Consider the following 22439-nt stretch of genomic DNA (forward strand, 5'->3'; position numbering starts at 1 on the left):
CACCCACCGTGACCCGCACCGACGACGAGGTGCTCGACGGCATCCCCGTCCTCGCCGGGCAGGGGCGTGAGACCACGCCCCTGCCCGGTGGGCTCACCAACCGCAACCTCCGGGTGCGCACCGACTCCGGGCTCGACGTCGTCGTACGCATCTCCTCGCCGGACACCGGCCTGCTCGGGGTCGACCGGCACGCCGAGTTCGTCAACACCCTCGCCGCTGCGGCCACCGGGGTCGGGGCGCCGGTCGTCGACTACCTCGGGGGCCGCGGGGTGCTGGTCGTGGCGTTCCTGCCGGGCCGCACCTGGGGCGACGCCGACGTCGCGGCCAACCTGCCCCGGCTCGCCGCGGCGCTGCGGCGGCTGCACGCTGCGCCGGGTTTCGTCGGCCGCTTCGACATGACCGTGCTGCGCCGCCGCTACCTCGAGGTGGTGCAGGAGAAGGGGTTCCGCCTCCCCGACGGCTACCTCGACCTCGAGCCCTGGGTGCAGCGGGCGGAGGACGCCCTCGCGCTGGCCCCCGAGCGGCTCGTGCCCTGCCACAACGACCTGCTCGCCGCGAACGTCCTCGACGACGGCGGCGACCTGCGCATCATCGACTACGAGTACTCCGGGATGAACGAGCCCTCCTTCGAGCTCGGCAACGTCGTCGCCGAGGCGCGCCTGGGCCCCGACGCCCTCGCCGAGCTCTGCGCCGCCTACTACGGACGCCACGACCCCGCCGATGCCGCGCGTGCCGAGCTCTGGGGGTTCCTCGCCCGCTACGGCTGGACGCTGTGGGGCGTCATCCAGGAGGGGGCCAGCGAGCTCGACTTCGACTTCCGCGCCTGGTCGATGGCCAAGCTCGACCCCGCCCGCGAGCTGGCCCACGGGCCGCGCTTCGAGGGCCTGCTCGCGACGGTGGCCGGACGATGAGCACGGTCGCGCTCCCCGGCCGGGCCCGCGTGGTCGTCATCGGCGGAGGGGTCATCGGCGCCTCGGTCGCCTACCACCTCGCCCACCTCGGCGTCACGGACGTGCTCGTCCTCGAGCAGGGCACCCTGTCGTGCGGAACCACCTGGCACGCAGCCGGACTCGTCGGCCAGCTGCGGGCCAGCGAGGCCGGCACGCGGCTGGTCCGCTGGTCGACCGAGCTCTACGGGCGGCTCGAGGCCGAGACCGGGCTCTCCACCGGCTACCGGGTCTGCGGGGGCCTGACCCTGGCCCGCACGCCGGAGCGGATGGTCCAGCTGCGGCGCACCGCGGCCAGCGCGGCCGCCTACGACCTCGACTGCGAGCTGCTGACGCCGGGGCAGGCCGCCGAGCGCTACCCGCTCATCCGGTCCGACGACCTCGAGGGCGCCATCTGGCTCCCGGGGGACGGGCGGGCCGATCCCGCCGACCTCACCCAGGCGCTGGCCCGCGGCGCGCGGATGCTCGGGGTGCAGGTCGCCGAGCGGGTGCGCGTCACCGGCCTGCGGGTGCAGGAGCGGGGCGATCGGCGTCGGGTCACCGGCGTGGTCACCGAGCACGGCGAGGTCGAGTGCGAGGTCGTCGTCAACGCGGCGGGGCAGTGGGCGCCGCTCGTCGGGGCGATGGCGGGCGTCGACGTGCCGCTGCACTCCGCCGAGCACTTCTACGTCGTCACCGACCAGGTCGAGGGGGTGCACCGCGACCTGCCGGTGCTGCGCGACCCCGACGGGTACACCTACGTCAAGGAGGAGGTCGGCGGCCTGCTCGTCGGCGGCTTCGAGCCCGAGGCCAAGCCGTGGGTGGCGCCGGAGGACATCCCGCACCCCTTCGAGTTCCAGCTGCTCGACGAGGACTGGGAGCACTTCGAGGTGCTCATGGACAGCGCCATCCACCGGCTGCCCGTGCTCGCGGAGACCGGGATCCGCAAGTTCTACAACGGCCCGGAGTCGTTCACGCCCGACAACCAGTTCGTCCTGGGGGAGGCGCCCGAGTGCGCCGGCCTGTTCGTGGCGGCCGGTTTCAACTCGGTCGGCATCGCCTCGGCCGGCGGGGCGGGGCGCGCGCTGGCCGAGTGGGTGGTGCACGGCGAGCCGACGCTCGACCTCACCGCCGTCGACATCCGCCGCTTCCCGACCGTGGCCGCCAACCGCTCCTGGCTCCGTTCACGGGTGGCCGAGGTGCTGGGCCTGCACTACGCCGTGCCGTGGCCGAACCGCGAGCTCGACACCGGTCGGCCGCAGCGGTGCTCGCCCCTGTACGACCGGACCCTCGCGCGGGGAGCGGTGATGGGCAGCCGCAACGGGTGGGAGCGTCCGCTCGTCTTCGCGGCGCCCGGGGAGGAGCCGCGGCTCGACTACTCGTGGGAGCGACCGGCGTGGGCCGACTGGTGCGACACCGAGCAGCGGGCCACCCGCTCGGCCGTCGCGGTGTTCGACCAGACCTCCTTCAGCAAGTACCTCGTCACCGGGCCGGACGCGCTCGCGACCCTCCAGTGGGTCTGCACCGCCGACGTCGACGTGCCCGTGGGGAGGGCGGTCTACACGGGGATGCTCGACTCCTCGGCCGGCTACCAGGCCGACGTGACGGTGACCCGCACCGGACCCGAGGAGTTCCTCGTCGTGTCCAGCGCGGCCACGACGCGGCGCGACCTCGACCACCTCGCGCGCCACCGGGTCGGCACCCCGGCCGTCGTCGACGTCACGAGTGCCTACGCGGTGCTCGGGGTGATGGGTCCGCGCTCGCGCGAGCTCCTGTCGCGCCTGACGCCGGCCCCGCTCGACGACGCGGCGCACCCGTTCGGCACCTCGCGCGTCATGGACGTCGGACGGACGCGCCTGCGCGCCACTCGGATCACGTACGTCGGTGAGCTCGGCTGGGAGCTGTACGTCCCGACCGAGCAGGCCACCGTGCTGCACGACGAGCTGTTCGAGGCCGGTGCCGACCTCGGGGTCGTGCCGGCCGGTTACTCGGCCATCGAGGCTCTGCGGCTCGAGAAGGGGTACCGGGCGTTCGGGCGCGAGCTCACCCCCGAGGTCACGCCCGTCGAGGCCGGGCTGCTCTTCGCCTGCGCCCTCTCCGGCCCGGGCGACTTCCTCGGCCGCACCGCCCTGGAGGCGCGCCGGGCGCAGGGGCCGGCCCGGCGGGTGGTCTCCCTCGTCGCGCAGGACCCCGAGGCCTGGCTGTGGGGCGGCGAGCTCGTGCTGCGCGACGGCGAGCCGGTGGGGCAGGTGACCAGTGCCGCCGGGGGCGCGACCCTCGGCGCCTCCGTCGGGCTGGCCCTCGTCGGTGACCGGCGCACGGCGACGGCGACGACGGCGTGGTGCGACACGGGCTCGTGGGAGGTCGACCTCGCGGGGGAGCGGGTGCCCGTCCGGGTGTCACGCCGGCCCCCGTTCGACCCGGACGGCGACAGGCTGGGCCGGACGTGACACACTTTCGGGAATTGGTCCAGAACCGGACCATTGGATGCGGCGCCCCGTGTACGGGCACGCCGCGAACGGCCGGCGCGCGAGGAGGACGGCGATGACGCACCCAGCGGGCGCCACCCACCTGCCGTCGGTCATCCTGCGGCACACACCGGGCAACCCGTTCGAGACCACCGTCGAGCAGCTGGCGACGGCCATCCGCCTCGGGGTGCTCGTCGACGGCGACCAGCTGCCCCCGAGCGCGAGCTCGCCGAGCAGCTGGGGGTCGCGCGCAACACCCTCCGCGACGCCATCGCGGCGCTGCGCGACGCCGGGCTCGTGACCACCCGGCGGGGCCGCGGCGGCGGCACGGTCGTCACGTACGCGGCCCCGGCCCCCGGGTCCGGAGGTCCGGGCGTGCGCCGCGGCGCCACCCTCCTCGACGCCCTCGACTTCCGGAGGGTCGTCGAGCCCGGGGCGGCCTGGCTCGCGGCCACCCGCGAGTTGTCCGGCGACCAGCGCTCCTGGCTCGCGACGTCGCTGCGCGAGACGACCGCGGCGAGCAGCCCGGGCGCGCACCGGCTGGCCGACAGCCGGCTGCACCTGGCCATCGCCACCGTGTCGGGCTCGCCGATGCTCATCGAGGCGGTCACCCGGGCCCAGGCGGCCCTGGGCGAGCTCCTCGAGGCGATCCCGGTGCTGCGCAAGAACATCCAGCACTCCCACGACCAGCACGAGGCGATCGTCGGTGCCATCCTGTCGGGAGCGGCAGAGAACGCACGGACCGCCATGGAAGAGCACTGCGACGCCACGTCCGCGCTGTTGCGCGGACTCATCGGATGACTGGAGGAGCACCATGACGAGCTCGATCCACCGCGGGGGACCGCCACAGCTCACGCTCGAGCAGCTGCGCGCCGACGTGGCCGACGGCACGGTCGACACCGTGATCGTCGCGTTCACGGACATGCAGGGGAGGTTGCAGGGCAAGCGGATCCACGGCGCGTTCTTCCTCGAGCACGTCCTCGAGGCGGGCACCGAGGGCTGCAACTACCTGCTCGCCGTCGATGTCGACATGAACACGGTCGACGGCTACGCCATGTCCTCGTGGGAGCGTGGCTACGGCGACATGTTCTTCGAGATGGACCTCTCGACCCTGCGCCGCACGCCCGGCTTCCCGACCTCGGTGACCATCCAGAGCGACCTCACCTGGCTCGACGGGTCCGGCGAGGTCGTGCAGTCGCCGCGCAGCATCCTCAAGAAGCAGGTGGCCGTCGCCGAGGAGGCCGGGTGGGGCGCCTTCGCCGGGACGGAGCTCGAGTTCATCCTCTTCGACGAGACCTACGAGCAGGCCTGGGACCGCCGCTACCACGGGCTCACGGGGTCCAACCGGTACAACGTCGACTACTCGATCCTCGGCGGCAGCAAGGTCGAGCCGGTGCTGCGCGAGATCCGCAACGAGATGTACCGCGCCGGGATGACCGTCGAGTCGGCCAAGGGCGAGTGCAACTTCGGCCAGCACGAGATCGGCTTCCTCTTCGACGAGGTGGTGCGCACGTGCGACAACCACACCGTCTACAAGACCGGGGCCAAGGAGATCGCCGCCCGCCACGGCCAGTCCCTGACCTTCATGGCCAAGTTCGACGAGCGCGAGGGCAACTCCTGCCACATCCACCTGTCGCTGCGCGGCACCGGCGGCGAGGTCGTCTTCGCCGACGACGAGCGCGACGGCGGGCGCTCCGAGCTGTTCGACCACTTCCTCGCCGGCCTGCTGGCGACGATGCGTGAGCTCACGTACTTCTACGCGCCGAACATCAACTCCTACAAGCGGTTCGCCGCCGGGTCGTTCGCGCCCACCGCCGTCGCCTGGGGCACCGACAACCGCACGTGCGCGCTGCGGGTCGTCGGCCACGGTGCCGGTCTGCGCGTCGAGAACCGGGTGCCCGGGGGCGACGTCAACCCCTACCTCGCGGTCGCCGCGATGATGGCCGGCGGGCTGCACGGCATCCGCGAGGGCCTCGAGCTGCCTCCGGTCTGCGAGGGGAACGCCTACAAGGGCGACTACGAACACGTCCCGACGACCCTGCGGGAGGCGCGCGACCTGCTCGCGTCCAGCGAGGTCGCCCGGGCAGCGTTCGGCGACGAGGTCGTCGACCACTACGTCAACGCCGCCGACGTCGAGATCACCGCGTTCACCGCGGCGGTCACCGACTGGGAGCGGGTCCGCGGATTCGAGAGGCTGTGAGCACCCAGCGATGAGCACCACCACGCACGACGTCATCGACCCGGCGACCGAGGAGGTCGTCACGACGATCGACCTCGCGGGCCTTGAGGAGACCGACGCCGCCGTCGCCCGCGCCGTCGAGGTCGACCCGGCCTGGCGGGCGGTGAGCCCCGCCGACCGCGGGATGTTGCTGCGCCGCTTCGCCGACGTCGTCGAGGAGCACGCCGAGGAGCTAGCCCGGCTCGAGGTCCGCAACGCCGGGCACACCATCGGCAACGCGCGGTGGGAGGCGGGCAACGTCGTCAACGTCCTGCGCTACTACTCCGCCGCGCCCGAGCGCCTCTTCGGCCGGCAGATCCCCGTCGCCGGCGGCCTCGACGTCACCTTCAAGGAGCCGCTCGGCGTCGTCGGCGTCATCGTCCCGTGGAACTTCCCCATGCCGATCATGGGGTGGGCGATGGGCCCGGCCCTCGCGGCGGGGAACACGGTGGTGCTCAAGCCCGCCGAGCTGACCCCGCTGACGGCGATGCGCATCGGCGAGCTCGCGCTCGAGGCGGGCATCCCGGAGGGCGTGCTGACCATCCTGCCCGGGCCCGGCCGCGTCGTCGGCGAGCGCTTCGTCACCCACCCCGACGTCCGCAAGGTCGCGTTCACCGGCTCGACCCCGGTGGGGCAGGGCATCATGCGCGGCGCCGCCGAGCACCTCAAGCGGGTCACCCTCGAGCTCGGCGGCAAGTCCGCCAACATCGTCTTCGCCGACGCCGACCTCGACAAGGCGGCCGCCGCGGCCCCGATGAGCTTCCTGGACAACGCCGGCCAGGACTGCTGCGCCCGCACCCGGATCCTCGTGCAGCGCAGCGTCTACGACGCCTTCATGGAACGCTTCGAGGCGGCCGTCAAGGGCGTCGTCGTCGGCGACCCGGGCGACGAGGCCACCGAGATGGGCCCGCTCGTCAGCGACCGCCAGCGCGAGGTCGTCCGGGGCTACGTCGACGGGACCGACGGCCACGACGCGGTCGACGTCGCCTTCCGCGGCTCGGCGCCCGAGGGCCGCGGCTGGTGGTACCCGCCCACGGTCGTGCTGCCGCGGGACACCGACGACCGTGTCTGGCGCGAGGAGGTCTTCGGGCCGGTCGTCGCCGTCCTGCCCTTCGAGGACGAGGCCGACGCCGTCGCCAAGGCCAACGACACCGAGTACGGCCTCGCCGGGTCGATCTGGACCCGCGACGTCGGTCGTGCCCTGCGCGTGGCACGAGGCGTCGAGGCCGGCAACCTGTCGGTCAACAGCCACAGCTCGGTGCGCTACTCCACCCCGTTCGGCGGCTTCAAGAGCAGCGGCATCGGGCGCGAGCTCGGCCCCGACGCCCTCGACGCGTTCACCGAGGTGAAGAACGTCTTCATCTCGACCGAGGACTGACCCCACCCCACCAACACCCCAGGGAGAGAACATGGCAGGCAGGCTCGAGGGCAAGGTCGCCGTCGTCACCGGTGGCTGCTCCGGCATCGGCCTCGCGACGGTGCGCCGCTTCGCCGAGGAGGGCGCGACGGTCGTCGTCGGCGACCTCGCCGACGACGCCGGCGAGGCCCTCGCGGCGGAGATCGGTGGCGCGTACGTGCACACCGACGTGGCGAGCAAGGAGGACGTCGACCGCCTCTTCGCGACCGCCGTCGAGAAGTTCGGGAAGCTCGACATCGCCTTCAACAACGCCGGCATCAGCCCGCCGGAGGACGACTCGATCCTCGACACCGACCTCGAGGCGTGGCGCCGCGTGCAGGAGGTCAACCTCACCTCCGTGTACCTCTGCTGCAAGGCGGCCCTGCCGTACATGCTCGAGAACAAGCGCGGCTCGATCATCAACACGGCGTCCTTCGTCGCGGTGATGGGTGCGGCGACGTCGCAGATCTCGTACTCGGCGTCCAAGGGCGGTGTGCTGTCGATGACCCGTGAGCTCGGGGTGCAGTTCGCCCGAGAGGGCATCCGGGTCAACGCCCTGTGCCCCGGCCCGGTGAACACACCGCTCCTCAAGGAGCTGTTCGCCAAGGACGCCGAGCGGGCCGCCCGCCGCCTCGTCCACGTGCCGATGGGCCGCTTCGGCGAGCCGGAGGAGATGGCCAACGCGGTGCTCTTCCTCGCCTCCGACGAGTCGAGCTTCATGACCGCCTCGACCTTCCTCGTCGACGGCGGCATCTCCGGCGCCTACGTCACGCCGCTCTGAGGTCCGACGTGACGCAGCACCGCCCGGTCATCGGCATCACCTGCTACGTCGAGGACGTCGACCGGCCCCCGTGGGTCGGCCAGCGCAGCGCCGTGCTGCCGTACCGGTACGTGGCGCAGGTCGAGGCGGCGGGCGGCCTCGCGGTCGTCCTGCCGCCGCGCACCGACGTCGACGAGGCGATGGCCCGCGAGGTCGTCGCGCGGGTCGACGGGCTCGTCGTCGCCGGGGGAGCGGACGTGTCCGCGCACCTGTACGGCGCTGCGCCGCACCCGACCTCGCAGGACCCGCGCCCCGACCGTGACGCCTGGGAGACCGCCCTCGTGCGGGCCGCCGAGGAGGTCGACCTGCCACTGCTCGGCATCTGCCGGGGGATGCAGGTGATGGCGGTGGCCGCCGGCGGGCGCATCGAGCAGCACGTGCCCGACCGGGTCGGCCACGAGGCGCACTCGCCACGGCCGGGCGTCTACTCGTCGCACCACGTCGACCCGGTCGTGGGCAGCCGGCTCGCCGGGGTGATCGGCGAGGACGCCGTCGACGTCCCGACCTACCACCACCAGGCGGTCGTCGCCGACTCGCTCGAGGGCACCGGGTGGGCGCCCAGCGCGTGGCACGACGACGGGACGCTCGAGGCGATGGAGGTGCCGGCCGCGCGCTTCCGGCTCGCCGTCCAGTGGCACGCCGAGGAGGGCGAGCACCCGGCGCTGTTCACCGCGCTCGTCGAGGCCGCGTCCGAGGCACCCTCAGGCGTTGAGCCGGCGCCGCAACCGAGCCCGCCCGACGACCCCGGAGGCGAGCACGAGCGCTGACAGCAGCGCGACGACGGACACGGCGTCGTCGAACAGCGACGCGATCCCGACCGCCGAGACGGCAAGGAGGAGCGAGACCTCGCGTAGCTCGATCAACGCCTGATCGGTGCGGTGGGCTCGGACCCGCACTGCAGCAAGGGGACGGGCATCGACACCGAGGCGTTCCCTCGTGGTGAGGTCCATGAAGATCCAGGGCAGGTCGGGGGAGACGGCCAGGAGGTCCCGGGCGGAGGGGAAGCGCGCGTCCTCCCCGCCACTCATGTGCTGCCGGAGACCCAGCGTGCTGTCCGGGGCCTCGATCGCGCGTACGGTCACGGTGCGGGGCTGCTGCTCGTCGGGCTGCGGTAGCCCCTCGACGACGACGCGGGCCCCCGACCCCAGGCCCAGCGCGTCCAGCGTGACCTTGGGCAGCAGGCAGACCTCGGTCTCGGCCGTCGAGGCGTCGGCGGCCTGGACCCGGCAGACCACGTACCGGCGTCGGGCCGTCAGCACATCGGCTACAGGGGTCCGGGGTACGGAGGCGGGTCGCAGAGCCACAGCCTCCCCGACCAGGACGCCGATGGCCGCGCGGGCCGTCTGGTCGACGCGCACCTCGTTGCGGGGCTGGTCCGACGGGTGGACCCGGACGACGAGGCCCGGGCGGGACGGGTCGCGGTCCGGGCTGATGATGGCATGAGCGCCGAGGCCCAGGGCCCTCGCGTGCACCCTCGACACCTGCACGGCCGGCTCGCCCTCGCGGTTGATCCGTGCGGGGGTCGTGGTGACGCGGAGGAGCGGAACGGTGTCCCATGAGCTGACAACGTCGCGATACCGGGGCCCGCTCCCATCCTCGACGGCGAGTCCCGCGGGGGCGCCGTGTCGCGACCCCAGGAAGTCGGTCACCCGGCGGCGGAGCCCCTCGTCGTCGTGCAGGGCAGCTGCGGCTTGCTGTGCGGAGTCGAACCCCCGCAGGGGCGAGCCCTCGAGGCCGACGATGCGGCCGAGGACCTCCTCCTGTGTCGCGAACTCCAGCGGCTTCGCGCCCGAGGCCAGGACGGGCCAGCGGGAGACGTAGAGCTGCGCCGCACTGAGGGTCTCCCCGCCGGCCAGGATCAGCTCGTCCGCGGGTGCGTGCAGAGTCGTTCGGCGGTAGTTCGGCTCCGTCCGGTCCATTGCCTCCAGCTGCCTCTCGTCGAGGAACGCGACCACAACCGGGGTCGTCGCGCCGACGAGGCGGTAGGGGGCCGCCGGGACGTAGCCACCCTTGCTGACGTGTGCCGAGTGACCGACGGCGATGTTGCCCAACGTCCCTGTGAGGCACGGCAGCACGATGCTGAGCCCGGCGTCGCCCATCTTCCGTCGCAGGACGGCGGCCGAGGAGTTGGACCCGATCGAGACGAGTGGCGTCCGCGAGTCGAGGATCATCGAGTTCCAGCGGAGGAGCTCGTGGCCCAACGGCACAGACAGCGTCCGCTTGCCCTGCCGACACCGCTCGCACCGTCTCGTGCGGGCGGCGCCGAGGCGCCGGCCCTGCACCGGGTCGATGTCATGGCTGCACTCCGGGAGCAGCAACGTGCTCCGGACGATGGCCTCCCCGGGGTAAGTCCACGGCGTGGACGTCAGGTGGCCTGCGGTGTCGCTCACGACGCGGGCTCCTTGCTGCGCGACCGGCGGGTGCGGTCAAGTATCGCCTGCCGGACCACGGGGGCAGCGTCCCGGCGCAACCGACCGAGCGCGCCACGAGCCGACCGGGCTCAGCCCTGGCGTGGGCCGGCGAGCTCCTCGAGCACCCGGCGGAACGTGGCGTAGCGACGTGGGCCGACCTCGGCGGCGAACCGCTCCTCCAGGGCGGTGGCGCCGTCGAGGACTCTGCGCAGGAAGCGGTCACCCTCGGCGGTTCGCAGCACCAGGCGGACCCGGCCGTCGCCGGGAGCGCCCGTCGTCGCCACGTGGCCGGTCTCGACCAGCCGGGTGACGAACTGCCCGCAGCCCTGCTTCGTCATGCCGATGCCGGAGGCGAGGTCGGTGACGCTCGCCCCCTCGGCGGGAATGCCCAGCAGCACCCGCACGTGCGAGAAGCGCAGGTCGTCGACGAGCGTGGGGGACAGGTCGGACCGGATGCGGCCGAACAGTGCCGCGAGCACCTCGGGCAGCGGGCCCTTGACATCGGTCATAAAGCAACTTTACCTTCTGGGATGATGGTAAAGCCACTTTCCTGAACGGGGGCGTCATGGGTGACCTGTCCGGCCTCGGCACCGCGGCCGTCGACGAGCCGACCCTGGCGACGATGCTCGCCGCGCACCTGGGGCTCGACGGCCCGGTCGAGGTCGTCGACGTCGAGGCCGCCGAGTTCCCGTACGACCTCGTGAGCATCACGACCCGCTCCAGGCATCGCGTCCACGGCACCCTCTCGACACCCGCTGGGCCGGTGCCGTTCCGGCTCTTCGTCAAGGTGGTGCAGGCCTGGGAGCGGTCGCCCTTGTTCGCCCAGGTCCCCGAGCACCTGCGAGACATCGCGGCGAAGGGCGTGCCCTGGCGCACGGAGCCCCTGGCCTACCGCTCCGACCTCGCCCGCCGCCTCCCGGACGGCCTGACGATGCCCGCCGCCGTCGCCGTCCGGGACCTCGACGACCTGTCCTGCGCGATCTGGCTCGAGGAGCTGGACGTCGTCGACGTGCCGTGGGACGAGGCACGTCACCGGCGCGCGGCCCGGCTGCTCGGTCGGCTCTCGGGCAGCGCCGCCGTCGCCCCGCTGGCCGGCGTCGGGGGTCTCGACTGGACCCTGCGCGACTACCTCGCCGGGCGCTTCGACAACCAGGTGCACCCGATGCTGCGCGACGACGGCATCTGGGCGCACCCCCTCGTGGCCGGCGCCTTCGACACCGGGCTGCGCGATCGCCTCCGCGCGGCGGCCGACGGTGCCCGCGGGATCGTCGAGGAGGCGCTGTCCCTGCCGCACCTTCCGGCGCACGGCGACGCCTGCCCGAACAACCTGCTCGCGGTCGACGGGGTCGACGGATTCGTGCTCATCGACTACTCGTACTGGATGCCGATGCCGCCCGGCGCCGACCTCGGGCAGCTGCTCGTCGGCGACGTGCAGATCGGACGGACCCGGGCCGGTGACCTCGCCGGCCGGGACGCCGCGCACCGTGAGGCCTACGTCGCCGGACTGCGCGACGAGGGGTGCGACGTGCCCGCCGAGGTGGTCGCCCGGGGCCACGCCCTGCACCACCTGCTGCTCACCGGGCTGTCCAGCGTGCCGTGGGAGCACCTCGGGTCACCGCCCACCGCGGAGCTGGCCGCGCTCGCCGCCGACCGCGCGGCCATCGCCCGGTTCTGTCTCGACCGGGTGGACGAGACGGCACCGGCCTGACCGCCGGGTGACAATGGGCCGGTGAGCCGACTCAACAGACTGGCCGTGGCCGCCGGTGCCGCCAGCGCCCTCGGGGCCCTCGCCGCCGCCGGACGGGGCGTGGGTGCCGCGATGGGGGCCCGACCCGACGGCGTCCGCCTCGAGCGGATGCGCCGCTCGCCGAACTTCCGAGCGGGCGCGTTCCACAACCGGCGCCGCGGCACGGCCTCGATGCCCACCAGCCAGCGCGACGTCCTCGAGCGCTACCGCGCGAACGCCGAGACCCGCCGCCCGCCCGGCCCGATCCCGGTGGTCAGCGCACACCGCGAGCCGGCCTCGTCGGGGCTGCACGTCACGTGGTTCGGCCACGCCAGCGCGCTCGTCGAGCTCGACGGCGTCCGGCTCCTCCTCGACCCGGTGTGGAGCGAGCGCTGCTCGCCGAGCCAGCACGTCGGGCCACGCCGCCTGCACGCCACGCCCGTTCCGCTCGACCGGATCGGCCGGGTCGACGCCGTCGTCATCTCGCACGACCACTACGACCACCTCGACATGGACAGCATCAAGGCGCTGGCCGACGGCACGGACGCGCTCTTCCTCGTGCCGCTCGGCGTCGGGGCCCACCTCGACGTCTGGGGCGTGCCCGGCTCTCGCGTGCTCGAGTGCGACTGGGGCGAGGGCGCCGACGTCGGCGGCGTGCGGGTCACCGCGGTCGAGTCGCAGCACTTCTCCGGGCGCGGCCTGCGCCGCGACGGCACGCTCTGGGCCTCCTGGGTCATCGCGGGCGAGGCCGGCAAGGTCTTCTTCAGCGGCGACACCGGCTACTTCGACGGCTACGCGGGCCTCGGCGCCGAGCACGGGCCGTTCGACGTCTCGCTCATGGCCGTCGGCGCCTACGACCCGGCGTGGCGCGACATCCACCTCGACCCGGAGGAGGCCGTCCGCGCCACCGCCGAGCTCGGGGGAGGGCTGCTCCTGCCCATCCACTGGTGCACCTTCGTCCTCGCGCCCCACCCGTGGGCCGAGCCGGTCGAGCGCCTGCTCGTCGCCGCCGCCACCGAGGGCGTGCCCGTCGTCGTCCCGCGGGTCGGCGACCGCATCGACGTCGCCGACCCTCCCGGGCTCGACCCGTGGTGGGAGAGCGCCGTCGCGGTGTCGACGAGCCCCTGACGGACCGGCCGGCGCTGCGGCTCGCGTCGTGCGGCGCGTCCGCGGCGGCCACGATGTGGACGCCTCATGGCCTCGGTGCAGCGTGCGTGGGAGGCTCGACCCGTGACGTTCCGTGACGCGGCCACCACCGCGATCATCATCGTGTAGCGCGACGAGAGCACTTTCTCGTCGCGCAGACCTCCCGCACCCGGGGGTCTTTTCGTTTGACGGGACGTCGCCCGGAGGGGGACGTCCCGTGAGGCGGACCGGGTCCCCGCCCACCCCCGCGGGCACCCGGGCGCAGGCTGGACGATGATGGGCACCGAGCAGCACGCGTCGACGCCCCGGCCCACCCGGGCCGGGGCACGGGCGCCGGGAGACCGGCACGAGCCGCGGATGGATCCGATGACCGACCTGCACGTGTACGACACGACGTTGCGCGACGGGGCCCAGCAGGAGGGGCTCAACCTCACGGTGGCCGACAAGCTGGCCATCGCGTCGCACCTCGACGAGCTCGGCGTCGGCTACATCGAGGGCGGCTGGCCCGGGGCCAACCCCAAGGACACCGAGTTCTTCGCCCGCGCGGCCCGCGACCTGCGCCTGCGCAACGCCACCCTCGCCGCCTTCGGGGCCACCCGGCGGGCCGGCGGGAAGGCCGAGACCGACCCGCTCGTGCGGGCCCTGCTCGACAGCCAGGCCCAGGTCGTCACCCTCGTCGCGAAGTCGCACACCGGCCACGTCGAGCGGGCGCTGCGTACCACCCTCGCCGAGAACCTCGAGATGATCCGCGACACCGTCTCCTTCCTCACCGGGGAGGGGCGCCGCGTCTTCCTCGACGCCGAGCACTTCTTCGACGGGTACCGCACCGACCGCGCCTACGCCCTCGAGGCGGTACGGGCCGCGGTCGAGTGCGGGGCCGAGGTGGTCGCCCTCTGCGACACCAACGGCGGGCTGCTGCCGGGCGAGGTCGCGGCCGTGGTCGAGGACGTCGTCGCCACCACGAGCGCGCGCGTCGGCATCCACTGCCACAACGACACCGGGTGCGCGGTCGCCAACTCGATGGCCGCCGTCGAGGCCGGCGCCACCCACGTGCAGGGCACCATCAACGGCTACGGCGAGCGCACCGGCAACGCCGACCTCCTGACCGTCGTCGCCAACCTCCAGCTCAAGCAGGGCCGCGAGCTCCTCGAGCCGCACCGCCTCCAGGACGCCACCCGCATCGCGCACGCCATCGCCGAGGTCACCAACGTGCCGGCGTACTCGCGCCAGCCGTACGTGGGCTCGAGCGCGTTCGCGCACAAGGCCGGCCTGCACGCGAGCGCCATCAAGGTCGACCCCGACCTCTACCAGCACCTCGACCCCAAGCACGTCGGCAACGACATGCGGATGCTGGTGTCCGACATGGCCGGTCGGGCCTCCATCGAGCTGAAGTCGCGCGAGCTCGGGTTCCCCCTCGACGCCGCCGACGAGAACGACGCCGCGACGTTGCGGCGGGTCCTCGCCGCCGTCAAGGAGAAGGAGCTGCGGGGCTACACGTTCGACGCCGCGGACGCCAGCTTCGAGCTGCTGCTGCGGCGCGAGATCGACGGCACCCTGCCCGCCTTCTTCGGGGTCGAGTCGTGGCGGGTCATCACCGACGCCCGCGGCGACGACGACGCGCTGTCCGAGGCGACCGTCAAGGTCCGGGCGGCCGGCACGCGGCACGTCGAGACCGGCGAGGGCAACGGCCCGGTCAACGCCCTCGACCACGCCCTGCGCACGGCGCTCGCGACGACCTACCCGGAGATCGGCGGGCTCGAGCTCATCGACTACAAGGTGCGCATCCTCGACGCCGCGCACGGCACCGATGCCGTGACGCGCGTGCTCATCGAGACCTCGGACGGCACGACGTCGTGGACGACCATCGGCGTCGCGGCGAACATCCTCGAGGCCAGCTGGCAGGCGCTCGTCGAGTCCGTCACCTACGGGCTCGTGCGGGCTGGTGTCGCCCCGCGCTGACCCTCAGCGCACGCCGTAGCGGCGCCGGGCGAGCAGCACGGTGACGAAGGACAGCACGGCGATGACGACGAAGTAGATGCTCGGCGCCGTCCGCGAGCCCGTGGCCTCGATGAGGAAGGTGAAGATCGCGCCGGTGAACCCGCCGAAGACCAGCACGCCGACGTTGTAGCCGACGGCCATCCCGGTGGTGCGGACGTTGGTCGGACAGAGCTCGGCGTACAGGCCGGGCAGCGGTCCGAAGTAGGCGGCCATCAGCGCCCCGAAGACCACCTGGACGACGGTGAGCACGGCCACGCTCGGCACGGCGACGAGCACCTGGAAGAGCGGCCACGCGAGGACGACCCCGGCGCCGGCCGCGACGAGCATCACCCGGCCGGGCCCGACCCGGTCGGCGAGCCGGCCGATGAACGGCGTGCCGACGAGCGTGACGAGGCCGGCGATCATCCCGCCGACGAAGCCCGCCCAGCCCGGCAGGCCGAGGCTCTTCACGGCGAAGGTCGGCATGTAGAGGATGAGGTAGACCGACAGGGACGCCAGAGCCACTGCTCCGGCAGCGGTGAGCACACGGGCGAGGTGGGTGCTCAGGGCCGCGCCGAGCGGGTTGTCGAGCTTCTCGGCCCGCTCGAAGTCCTCGGTCTCGTCCATCCGGCGGCGGATGTACCAGCCGACCGGGCCGATGAGCATCCCGACGACGAACGGCACCCGCCAGCCCCACGTGTAGAGCTGGTCATGGGTGAGGAAGGTCGTCAGCCCGAAGCCGAACGCGGAGGCGAGCAGCAGCGCCGCGCCCTGGGTCGCCACCTGCCAGCTGCCGTAGAAGGCCTTGCGGTCCGGGGCCGACTCGACGAGGAACGTCGTCGCGGTGCCGAACTCGCCTCCGGCCGAGAACCCCTGCACGAGACGGGAGACCAGCAGCCAGAGGCCGCCGGCGACGGGACCGACGACGGCGGCGGTGGGTGCGACGGCCATCAGCCCGGTGCCCAGCATCATCAGGAGGATGGTCGCCGAGAGGGCGCGCTTGCGGCCGTGCCGGTCGGCCCAGCTGCCGATGACGGCCGCCCCGACCGGGCGCACGAGGTAGGACACGGCGAAGGTGAGGAAGGTGAACATCAGAGCCGCGAAGCCGGAGACCTCGGGGAAGAACAGCTCGCTGATGACGACGGCGAAGCTCGAGTAGACGATGACGTCGAACCACTCGAGGGCGTTGCCGACCGACGAGGCGATGACCGCCTTGCGCGCACGGGCGACCGCCTCGGGCGACGGCGGGAGTGCTTGCGGTGGTGCGTCCCCCGGGTTCGCGGCGCGGTCGACGGTCGTGTGGTCGCTCTGAGCCATCCGTCGACCCTCGCACCGTCGGCGGGCCGGTGGTGCCGGAGGTGCGCGTGGGATGCGGGCGTCCCGCAGGGCGGATGCCTCGGCGCCGGCCGGGGCCCTCAGGCGGGGAAGACGCCGCTGGAGAGGTACCGGTCGCCGCGGTCGCAGACCACGAAGACGATCGTGGCCCCTTCGACCTCGCGGGCCACCTGCAGCGCGGTCCAGCAGGCGCCGGCCGCGGAGACACCCCCGAAGATGCCCTCCTCGCGGGCCAGCAGCCGGGCGGTCTTTTCGGCATCGGCCTGGGTGACCTCGAGGGTGCGGTCCACCGCCGACGGGTCGAAGATGCTCGGCACGTACTCCGGTGGCCAGGCCCGGATGCCGGGGATCTTCGAGCCCTCCGCGGGCTGGGCCCCGACGATCTGGACGCTCGGGTTGCGGGACCTGAGGAACCGCGAGACCCCGGTGATCGTGCCGGTGGTCCCCATCGCGGACACGAAGTGCGTGATGCGCCCGTCGGTCTGGCGCCACAGCTCCGGGCCGGTCCCGTCCTCGTGGGCGCGGGGGTTGTCCGGGTTGCCGAACTGGTCGAGGACGTGGCCCCGGCCCTCCTGCTCCATCCGCGTCACGACGTCGCGGGCCTCCTCCATGCCACCCGCGGCCGGGGTGAGGACCAGCTCGGCTCCGTACGCCCGCATCGTCTGGATGCGCTCGAGCGAGGCGTCCTCGGGCATGACGATGACGAGGGGGTAGCCGCTGATGGCTGCCGCCATCGCCAGGCCGATCCCGGTGTTGCCGGACGTGGCCTCCAGCAGGGTGTCGCCGGGGGAGATCTCCCCCCGCTGCTCGGCGCCCCGGATCATGCTGATCGCCGGCCGGTCCTTGACCGAGCCGGCCGGGTTGTTCCCCTCGAGCTTGGCGAGGAGGACGTTGCCGCGGCGTTCGTTCTCCGGACCGGGCATCCGCTGCAGGCGCACCAGCGGGGTGTCGCCGATGACGTCCTCCATCGTCGGGTAGTCGCTGGGGTCGCTCACGGTCCGCGAGTCTACGGGCGGCGGGGGTTCCCTCGATCGAGGCCGTCCGGACTCCTAGGCTGGGATGGTCGGCCCGGACCCGGAAGGTGGACACGCGGTGGCGCAGCAGGGACGGCACCTGAGCCTCGAGCAGGCCCTGGCGTGGAACCCGGACTGGTCGCACGGCGACCGGGTGCGGATCGCCGAGGCGCTCGGCGTGCTGCCGGACCTCGAGTTCGTCGTCCCGGCCCACGGCAAGCACGTCGGCGTCTGGGTCGACGGCCACCGGGCCCTCGAGATCAAGCCGGGCTACCTCTCCTGGCCGGTGATGAAGTGGACGCTCGGCCTCCCGTCCACGATCATCGACGCCATCGAGCACGACGACACGCACGCGTGGTTCCTGCTGAGCACGCACCGACCCCACGAGGGTCGACGGGCCACACCGGGTGCGGCAGTGGAGGTCTGCCCGACCTGCTGGCAGCAGCTGCCGGCCACGAAGGTCTGTGGCAACTGCGCCTGAGCCGGTCGGTCCGTCCGCCCGGTGGCCCACGCCCCGGCTCTGTGCGGCGCACCCTTGCCGCGGGCTGATCCCGAGATTCGGCATGAGCGGGTCGTTGGCCGGCCCTATCGACGTGGGAGCCAGCGCCGTCGCCGAGGGCGGCCAGACAGCAGTCTGGTGATCTTGTCAATGTGGAGGATGGCGTCGTTGACGGCCCAGAACTCTGTGAGTCGAGGGTGGGTCAAGGCACGGTCCCGGTCGAGCTTGACGCCGAATCGCGGGTCATCCGGCGCCATCTCCGCTCCGGTCACCAAGGTGCTCGCTGGACGCGACTGGCCCTCGACAGCACCGGTGCGCGCACCGAACGTCTCGTGATCGGCCGTGTACCCCTCGATGCTCCAGGTCCCGAACGTTGCGTCGATGAACACCTCAGGTGCGCCGGGGTGGTCGTACAGGAAGGCCCAGAACACCGCCACCGTGCCCTCGTCGCCGATCGCTTCGCCGGTATAGAGAACGCGCCGACCGCCGCAGTCGGGGCAGTTCATGGTCTGGCGCTTCCAGACGTCGATCTGAGGTTGCACTCCCGCACCTTGTCAGACCCAGCCCGGCGAAGATCGACGTCGAACATGCGGGGGGTCGGTGCGCGTCGGGTGGTGCGCTGCCACAGGGGAACGTCGAGGTCTCTGGGCGGGTCAGTGGTGGAGGGCTCATGCTGGGGAGGTGTGCATGCGGGCAGCTCGTCACGCAGCGCTGATCGCTGTCGGCGTCGTGCTGTCGGCGTGCTCGCTGGGGAGCCCGAGCACCATGGACTCTCTGCGAGCCCCCACTGAAGGTGGGGCGGCTGTCGGCCCTACGACTCCCTTGACGACCTCTTGGGCAACGCACGCTTCCGCTTCGGGGAGGCGGCGCCCGAGGCGCTGACTACCGCTGTGGTGACCGGCCACTTCCAGTCGGTAGCGCCCGGCAGGGCGTTCACGGTCGCCGGCGGCGACGCCCCGGGTGGGCAGGCGGTGGACTTCGACACGGATGGCGCAGTCTGGAAGACAGTGGAGGCGCGGTTCACGGTCGACCATGTCGTCAGTGGCCGGCTCGCGGTGGGCGAGGAGATCACTGTCGGGTTGGCACTTGGCCCCGACGTCGACCCACGTCGCGTCGAGCGGGACCTTCGTGCTCTTGGTCGCACATTGCTCCTTCTCGACAAGTCACCGGTCTTCGCGTACGACCCTTCGCTCTACGGCACGGCTGAGGGCGGCTCGCTCCTTGCCGTGGTGGCGGAGGACGGGAGACTCTCCCTCCCCGCACGCAGTCCCGACGAGGCCACAGCGCTGCTGCAACGAACCCCCGATCTGCCCAGTATCGATGCCGCCGCGGCCAGCCCCGGCAGGATCCTGCGGACAGACCCCGCCGGGTGTCAGGTCATCGACGAGGTGGCTGCTCCGACCTAGCGGCGCCATCACCATCTGTCGCCAAGCGGCAGGCAAGGGCTCTTCGCGCAGGCCATAGCCTCGCCCCATGGAGGCCCACATCCTGTGGCATGTTCGACACGCTCGGAACCTCGATGGCTCGCCCACTGAGCACCGCGACCCTGGCGGCGAGCTGCTCATCGACGACGAGTTCGACGACGTCAAGCTGATAGGCGTGTACAGCAGCGAGCGGTCCGCCGAGTCGGCGATCGCGAGGGCCAGTCTGCGTGAAGGTTTCCGCGATGAGCCCGAGTGCTTCTACTTCGGCACGTACACCGTCGACGAGGACCACTGGACCGACGGCTTCGTGAGCATCCCGGCCGGCCAGGGGGACTGACCCGTCGGCGGCATTGAGCGTTGGGCTGCGCGGGAGGAGCCAGCGGCCGGAGAAACCGGTGCCATGACCCCGGGTTGTCCGGTCCTTCCCGTCCGCGCGCACGAAGGGTGGCAGTCGGCTCTCCATCTCAGCGGATGACGACCGTCTGCCACCCCTCGGGCACGCGTCTCAATTCGGCATGAGTGGTCGCTTCACCTTGGTCGCTTCGCCGCGACGGCCGGAACGTGGGCTCGGTTGTGGCGCACCGGCGGTGACGGCGAGCGACCTCGCTTTGGCCCTCCCTCTGTCGGTGGTCGCCTCTAGGGTGAGCAGTACAGGGGAAAGGCAGGGGCGATGGGCGCGATCAGGTTGCGGGAGAGGCGAGATGACGCCCTGCCCTCCGCCGTGGTGGCGGGCGTCCGGGCCCAGCTGGCAACCATTGATGTGAGCGTCATGAGCGACCACGAGCGGGTGGCCCTGGTCGCCGAGCTCGAGCGGCTCAAGGGGGCCGCAGCGGCGTGCCAGGCGAGGGCGACCGACGCGTTGCGGGAGTCGCGGGAGAGGTCGGCCCCGCAGGACGTGGCTCGTTCGGTGGGGTCCGAGGTCGCCCTGGCCCGGCGGGAGTCCCCGAGCACCGGGGACCGGTTCGTCGGGCTCTCGCGGGCGCTGGTGCACGAGATGCCGCACCTGCTGGCCGCGCTGACCGACGGGGTGGTCGCCGAGCGTGCCGCGGTCGAGGTCGTGCGCGAGACGGCGACGCTCAGCCGCGAGCACCGGGGCGAGGTCGACCGGCGGATCGCCGAGGCGCTGCCGGGCCTCTCGGCGCGGATGGCCGGTCGTGCGGCTGCGCGGGTGGCGGCCGAGCTCGATGCGGCCTCGGTGGTCCGTCGGATGGAGGCCGCCGTGCGGAGCCGGCGGGTGTCGGTGCGGCCGGCCCCGGACGGCATGGCGTACCTGACGGTGCTCGGACCGTTGCGGGAGGTCGTCGGTGCCCATGCCGCTCTCCTGCGCAGGGCCAGGAGCGTCGTCGGCGGTCAGTGCGAGGACGAGGCCCCTCAGGGGCGCGGGGTCGGGGCCGTCAGCGCTGACACCGCCCTGCGGCTGCTGGCCGGGCTGGTCCACGGGCAGGTGCAGCCGGTCGAGGTCCAGCTCGTCATGACCGACCGCGCGCTCCTGGGCACCGGCGACCCCCACCGCCCCGTTGACGAGCCGGCCCGCATCCCCGGACACGGATCGGTGCCGGCCCCGGTCGCCCGGGCCTGGGTCCGCGCAGCCGGACCAGCGTCGGTGTGGCTGCGCCGCCTCTACACCAGCCCCGACGGGCGCGACCTCGTCGCCCTCGACTCCCGCCGCCGCACCTTCCTCGGCGGCCTGCGCCGGATGCTCGTCCTGCGCGACGACGTGTGCACCACCCCGTACTGCGACGCACCGGTCGTCCACGCCGACCACGCCCATCCCTCCCGCGACGGTGGCCCGACCAGTGCGTTCAACGGCAACGGGAAGTGCGCCCGCTGCAACCTCGTCAAGGAGGCGCCGGGCTGGCAGGTCGTCGTGGAGCGCGCCTCACCCCACGAAACCCTGACGCGCACACCGGCGGGACACGTCTACCGCTCGATTGCTCCGCCACTGCTCGGATGGGGCAGCGAGACCCATCCGCCCCCAGACCCCCGGCGCATGGACGACTCCGCCCTGGAGTCACGCATCGACTGGTTCCTCGCGGCGGCGTCGTGAACTGCCGAGCACATCGAGGAGCCTGCGCCGCAACGCGTTCGAGCGGACGGTGAAGGCCCGCTGCCGCTCGAGGTACTCGGCCTTGCCCTCCGGCGTCTCGATGGGCACCGGGTCGTACCCGAGCTCGCGCAGGTCGTACGGCGAGGCCTCCATGTCGAGCACCCGGATGTCGCGCGCGAGGTCGAAGGCGTCGGCGGTGAGGTCGCTCGGCACGAGGGGTGCCAGCTTGAAGGCCCACTTGTAGACATCCATCCCGGCGTGGAGGCAGCCCGGCTGCTCGAGCGCCACCTGGGTGGCCCGGGTGGGCTGGAGCTGGTTGCGCGGCACGGCGGTCGGGGTGAAGAAGCGGTGCGCGTCGACGTGCGAGCAGCGCACCGTGTGCCGCTCGAGGACGGCGTCGGTGCCCTCGGCGCCGAGCCGCAGCGGCCATCCGGCGTGGCGCACGTCGTCGGGGTCGAGGCGGTGGACCATCGCCCACTCGTGCAGGCCGAAGCATCCGAGGTGCGGCGGGCGCGAGAGGGTCGCTGCGAGCAGGCCCGTGACGAAGTCGACCGTCGCGCCCCGGTGGTCGAGGAAGGACTCGACGTCGAGCTCGACCCCGTCGCCGACGCAGCGGTGATGGCGCCAGCCCGCCCGCTCGGTGCCCGCGGCTCCCTCGAGCAGCACACCCGGTCCCGGGTGCCACCGGCGCAGCCGGGCGGGGGAGTGGTTGTAGTAGCGGAAGAGGAAGTCCTCGACGGGGTGGCTGCGGCCGTCGCCGCCGCGCTCGCGGTGGGCGGCCGTCGCGGCGTCGACCCGGGCGGCGTGGGCGGCCTCGAGAGCGGTCCACGCCTCACGGGTCAGCACGGTGCGCACCGCGCCACGGTACCGGCGGGCACACCGGGGACCGCCCGCGCGTTGGCCCGGGAGAGGATGGTGGCCTCGGCCCGCCCGTCCGTCGATGTCCGTCCCGCCCGACCAGTCACACCCGGAGGTCCGCCCGTGCGCCGCACGCCCGCCGTCGCCGCCCTCGCGGTCGTGCTCGCCCTCACCG

The 22439-nt window shown here is 73.0% G+C and carries 21 protein-coding genes; 15 read left to right on the forward strand and 6 right to left on the reverse strand.

Annotation, left to right across the window (positions count from 1 at the left end; all coding sequences use genetic code 11):
* Window positions 1–8 precede the first annotated feature (8 nt).
* The 8 genes from G7075_RS03180 to G7075_RS03210 all read left to right on the forward strand — a co-directional run bounded on the left by G7075_RS03180 (window position 9) and on the right by G7075_RS03210 (window position 8595).
* On the forward strand, window positions 9–911 hold the full coding sequence (locus G7075_RS03180) for a choline kinase family protein (protein ID WP_166118788.1): 903 nt from the start codon (window positions 9–11) through the stop codon (window positions 909–911).
* Entirely contained in the window at window positions 908–3376 is a 2469-nt protein-coding gene (locus G7075_RS03185; RefSeq protein WP_166118790.1) for an FAD-dependent oxidoreductase, read from the forward strand. Before G7075_RS03180 ends, G7075_RS03185 begins: the two co-directional genes overlap by 4 nt.
* A gap of 94 nt (window positions 3377–3470) precedes the next feature.
* The gene (locus tag G7075_RS20670; protein ID WP_240918122.1) at window positions 3471–3695 is read left to right on the forward strand and encodes a hypothetical protein; all 225 of its coding nucleotides are present in this window, start codon (window positions 3471–3473) and stop codon (window positions 3693–3695) included.
* Entirely contained in the window at window positions 3632–4195 is a 564-nt protein-coding gene (locus G7075_RS03190) for a FadR/GntR family transcriptional regulator (RefSeq protein ID WP_240918104.1), read from the forward strand. The genes G7075_RS20670 and G7075_RS03190 overlap by 64 nt, the downstream gene beginning before the upstream one ends.
* A 13-nt stretch (window positions 4196–4208) precedes the next feature.
* On the forward strand, window positions 4209–5594 hold the full coding sequence (locus tag G7075_RS03195) for a glutamine synthetase family protein (protein WP_166118793.1): 1386 nt from the start codon (window positions 4209–4211) through the stop codon (window positions 5592–5594).
* A gap of 10 nt (window positions 5595–5604) precedes the next feature.
* Window positions 5605–6990 carry an aldehyde dehydrogenase gene (locus tag G7075_RS03200; protein ID WP_166118795.1) on the forward strand — a complete coding sequence of 462 codons (1386 nt, stop codon included), beginning with the start codon at window positions 5605–5607 and terminating at the stop codon, window positions 6988–6990.
* 31 nt (window positions 6991–7021) lie between these two features.
* A complete protein-coding gene (locus G7075_RS03205; protein ID WP_166118798.1) occupies window positions 7022–7789 on the forward strand; it encodes a 3-oxoacyl-ACP reductase in 768 nt (255 codons plus the stop codon).
* An 8-nt stretch (window positions 7790–7797) separates the two neighbouring features.
* Entirely contained in the window at window positions 7798–8595 is a 798-nt protein-coding gene (locus tag G7075_RS03210; RefSeq protein WP_166118801.1) for a gamma-glutamyl-gamma-aminobutyrate hydrolase family protein, read from the forward strand.
* Here G7075_RS03210 and G7075_RS03215 read toward each other — a convergent pair.
* Both G7075_RS03215 and G7075_RS03220 read right to left on the reverse strand, forming a co-directional pair.
* A complete protein-coding gene (locus G7075_RS03215; protein ID WP_166118803.1) occupies window positions 8530–10218 on the reverse strand; it encodes a hypothetical protein in 1689 nt (562 codons plus the stop codon). The two genes, G7075_RS03210 and G7075_RS03215, sit on opposite strands and share 66 nt — an antisense overlap.
* A 110-nt stretch (window positions 10219–10328) precedes the next feature.
* Window positions 10329–10748, reverse strand: a complete 420-nt coding sequence (locus G7075_RS03220; RefSeq protein ID WP_166118805.1) for a MarR family winged helix-turn-helix transcriptional regulator — start codon at window positions 10746–10748, stop codon at window positions 10329–10331.
* Between the two features lie 56 nt (window positions 10749–10804).
* Here G7075_RS03220 and G7075_RS03225 point away from each other — a divergent pair, with 56 nt between their 5' ends.
* From G7075_RS03225 to cimA, 3 genes are all read left to right on the forward strand, one after another.
* Complete coding sequence (locus tag G7075_RS03225) at window positions 10805–11947, forward strand: phosphotransferase (RefSeq protein ID WP_166118807.1); 1143 nt, start codon at window positions 10805–10807, stop codon at window positions 11945–11947.
* Between the two features lie 21 nt (window positions 11948–11968).
* Complete coding sequence (locus G7075_RS03230; protein WP_240917856.1) at window positions 11969–13093, forward strand: MBL fold metallo-hydrolase; 1125 nt, start codon at window positions 11969–11971, stop codon at window positions 13091–13093.
* A gap of 384 nt (window positions 13094–13477) precedes the next feature.
* Window positions 13478–15070 carry a citramalate synthase gene (gene cimA, locus G7075_RS03235; protein WP_166118809.1) on the forward strand — a complete coding sequence of 531 codons (1593 nt, stop codon included), beginning with the start codon at window positions 13478–13480 and terminating at the stop codon, window positions 15068–15070.
* 3 nt (window positions 15071–15073) lie between these two features.
* On the opposite strand, the gene G7075_RS03240 is transcribed toward cimA, so the two are convergent.
* Window positions 15074–16405 carry an MFS transporter gene (locus G7075_RS03240; RefSeq protein WP_166118811.1) on the reverse strand — a complete coding sequence of 444 codons (1332 nt, stop codon included), beginning with the start codon at window positions 16403–16405 and terminating at the stop codon, window positions 15074–15076.
* 98 nt (window positions 16406–16503) lie between these two features.
* On the reverse strand, window positions 16504–17391 hold the full coding sequence (gene cysM, locus G7075_RS03245; RefSeq protein ID WP_166124196.1) for a cysteine synthase CysM: 888 nt from the start codon (window positions 17389–17391) through the stop codon (window positions 16504–16506).
* 124 nt (window positions 17392–17515) lie between these two features.
* Between cysM and G7075_RS03250 the strand changes: the two genes are divergently transcribed.
* Complete coding sequence (locus G7075_RS03250; protein ID WP_166118814.1) at window positions 17516–17917, forward strand: hypothetical protein; 402 nt, start codon at window positions 17516–17518, stop codon at window positions 17915–17917.
* Window positions 17918–18021: 104 nt separating this feature from the next.
* Here G7075_RS03250 and G7075_RS03255 read toward each other — a convergent pair whose 3' ends face one another.
* A complete protein-coding gene (locus G7075_RS03255) occupies window positions 18022–18477 on the reverse strand; it encodes a hypothetical protein (RefSeq protein WP_166118816.1) in 456 nt (151 codons plus the stop codon).
* Window positions 18478–18768: 291 nt separating this feature from the next.
* Between G7075_RS03255 and G7075_RS03260 the strand changes: the two genes are divergently transcribed.
* From G7075_RS03260 to G7075_RS22185, 3 genes are all read left to right on the forward strand, one after another.
* The gene (locus G7075_RS03260; protein ID WP_166118819.1) at window positions 18769–19341 is read left to right on the forward strand and encodes a hypothetical protein; all 573 of its coding nucleotides are present in this window, start codon (window positions 18769–18771) and stop codon (window positions 19339–19341) included.
* 67 nt (window positions 19342–19408) lie between these two features.
* Window positions 19409–19696, forward strand: a complete 288-nt coding sequence (locus tag G7075_RS03265; protein ID WP_166118822.1) for a hypothetical protein — start codon at window positions 19409–19411, stop codon at window positions 19694–19696.
* A gap of 432 nt (window positions 19697–20128) precedes the next feature.
* The gene (locus G7075_RS22185; protein WP_166118824.1) at window positions 20129–21406 is read left to right on the forward strand and encodes a DUF222 domain-containing protein; all 1278 of its coding nucleotides are present in this window, start codon (window positions 20129–20131) and stop codon (window positions 21404–21406) included.
* Here G7075_RS22185 and G7075_RS03275 read toward each other — a convergent pair.
* On the reverse strand, window positions 21371–22261 hold the full coding sequence (locus G7075_RS03275) for a 3-methyladenine DNA glycosylase (protein WP_166118826.1): 891 nt from the start codon (window positions 22259–22261) through the stop codon (window positions 21371–21373). The two genes, G7075_RS22185 and G7075_RS03275, sit on opposite strands and share 36 nt — an antisense overlap.
* Window positions 22262–22439: the final 178 nt, after the last annotated feature.

Source organism: Phycicoccus sp. HDW14 (assembly GCF_011383005.1).
Classification (GTDB): Bacteria; Actinomycetota; Actinomycetes; order Actinomycetales; family Dermatophilaceae; genus Phycicoccus.

Coding starts and splice junctions, on each gene's coding strand:
- G7075_RS03205 (WP_166118798.1), top strand. CDS start 7,022: ATGGCAGGCAGGCTCGAGGGCAAGGTCGCCGTCGTCACCGGTGGCTGC.
- cysM (WP_166124196.1), bottom strand. CDS start 17,391: ATGGAGGACGTCATCGGCGACACCCCGCTGGTGCGCCTGCAGCGGATG.
- G7075_RS03185 (WP_166118790.1), top strand. CDS start 908: ATGAGCACGGTCGCGCTCCCCGGCCGGGCCCGCGTGGTCGTCATCGGC.
- G7075_RS03265 (WP_166118822.1), top strand. CDS start 19,409: ATGGAGGCCCACATCCTGTGGCATGTTCGACACGCTCGGAACCTCGAT.
- G7075_RS03240 (WP_166118811.1), bottom strand. CDS start 16,405: ATGGCTCAGAGCGACCACACGACCGTCGACCGCGCCGCGAACCCGGGG.
- cimA (WP_166118809.1), top strand. CDS start 13,478: ATGACCGACCTGCACGTGTACGACACGACGTTGCGCGACGGGGCCCAG.
- G7075_RS22185 (WP_166118824.1), top strand. CDS start 20,129: ATGAGCGACCACGAGCGGGTGGCCCTGGTCGCCGAGCTCGAGCGGCTC.
- G7075_RS03195 (WP_166118793.1), top strand. CDS start 4,209: ATGACGAGCTCGATCCACCGCGGGGGACCGCCACAGCTCACGCTCGAG.
- G7075_RS03200 (WP_166118795.1), top strand. CDS start 5,605: ATGAGCACCACCACGCACGACGTCATCGACCCGGCGACCGAGGAGGTC.
- G7075_RS03225 (WP_166118807.1), top strand. CDS start 10,805: ATGGGTGACCTGTCCGGCCTCGGCACCGCGGCCGTCGACGAGCCGACC.
- G7075_RS20670 (WP_240918122.1), top strand. CDS start 3,471: ATGACGCACCCAGCGGGCGCCACCCACCTGCCGTCGGTCATCCTGCGG.
- G7075_RS03220 (WP_166118805.1), bottom strand. CDS start 10,748: ATGACCGATGTCAAGGGCCCGCTGCCCGAGGTGCTCGCGGCACTGTTC.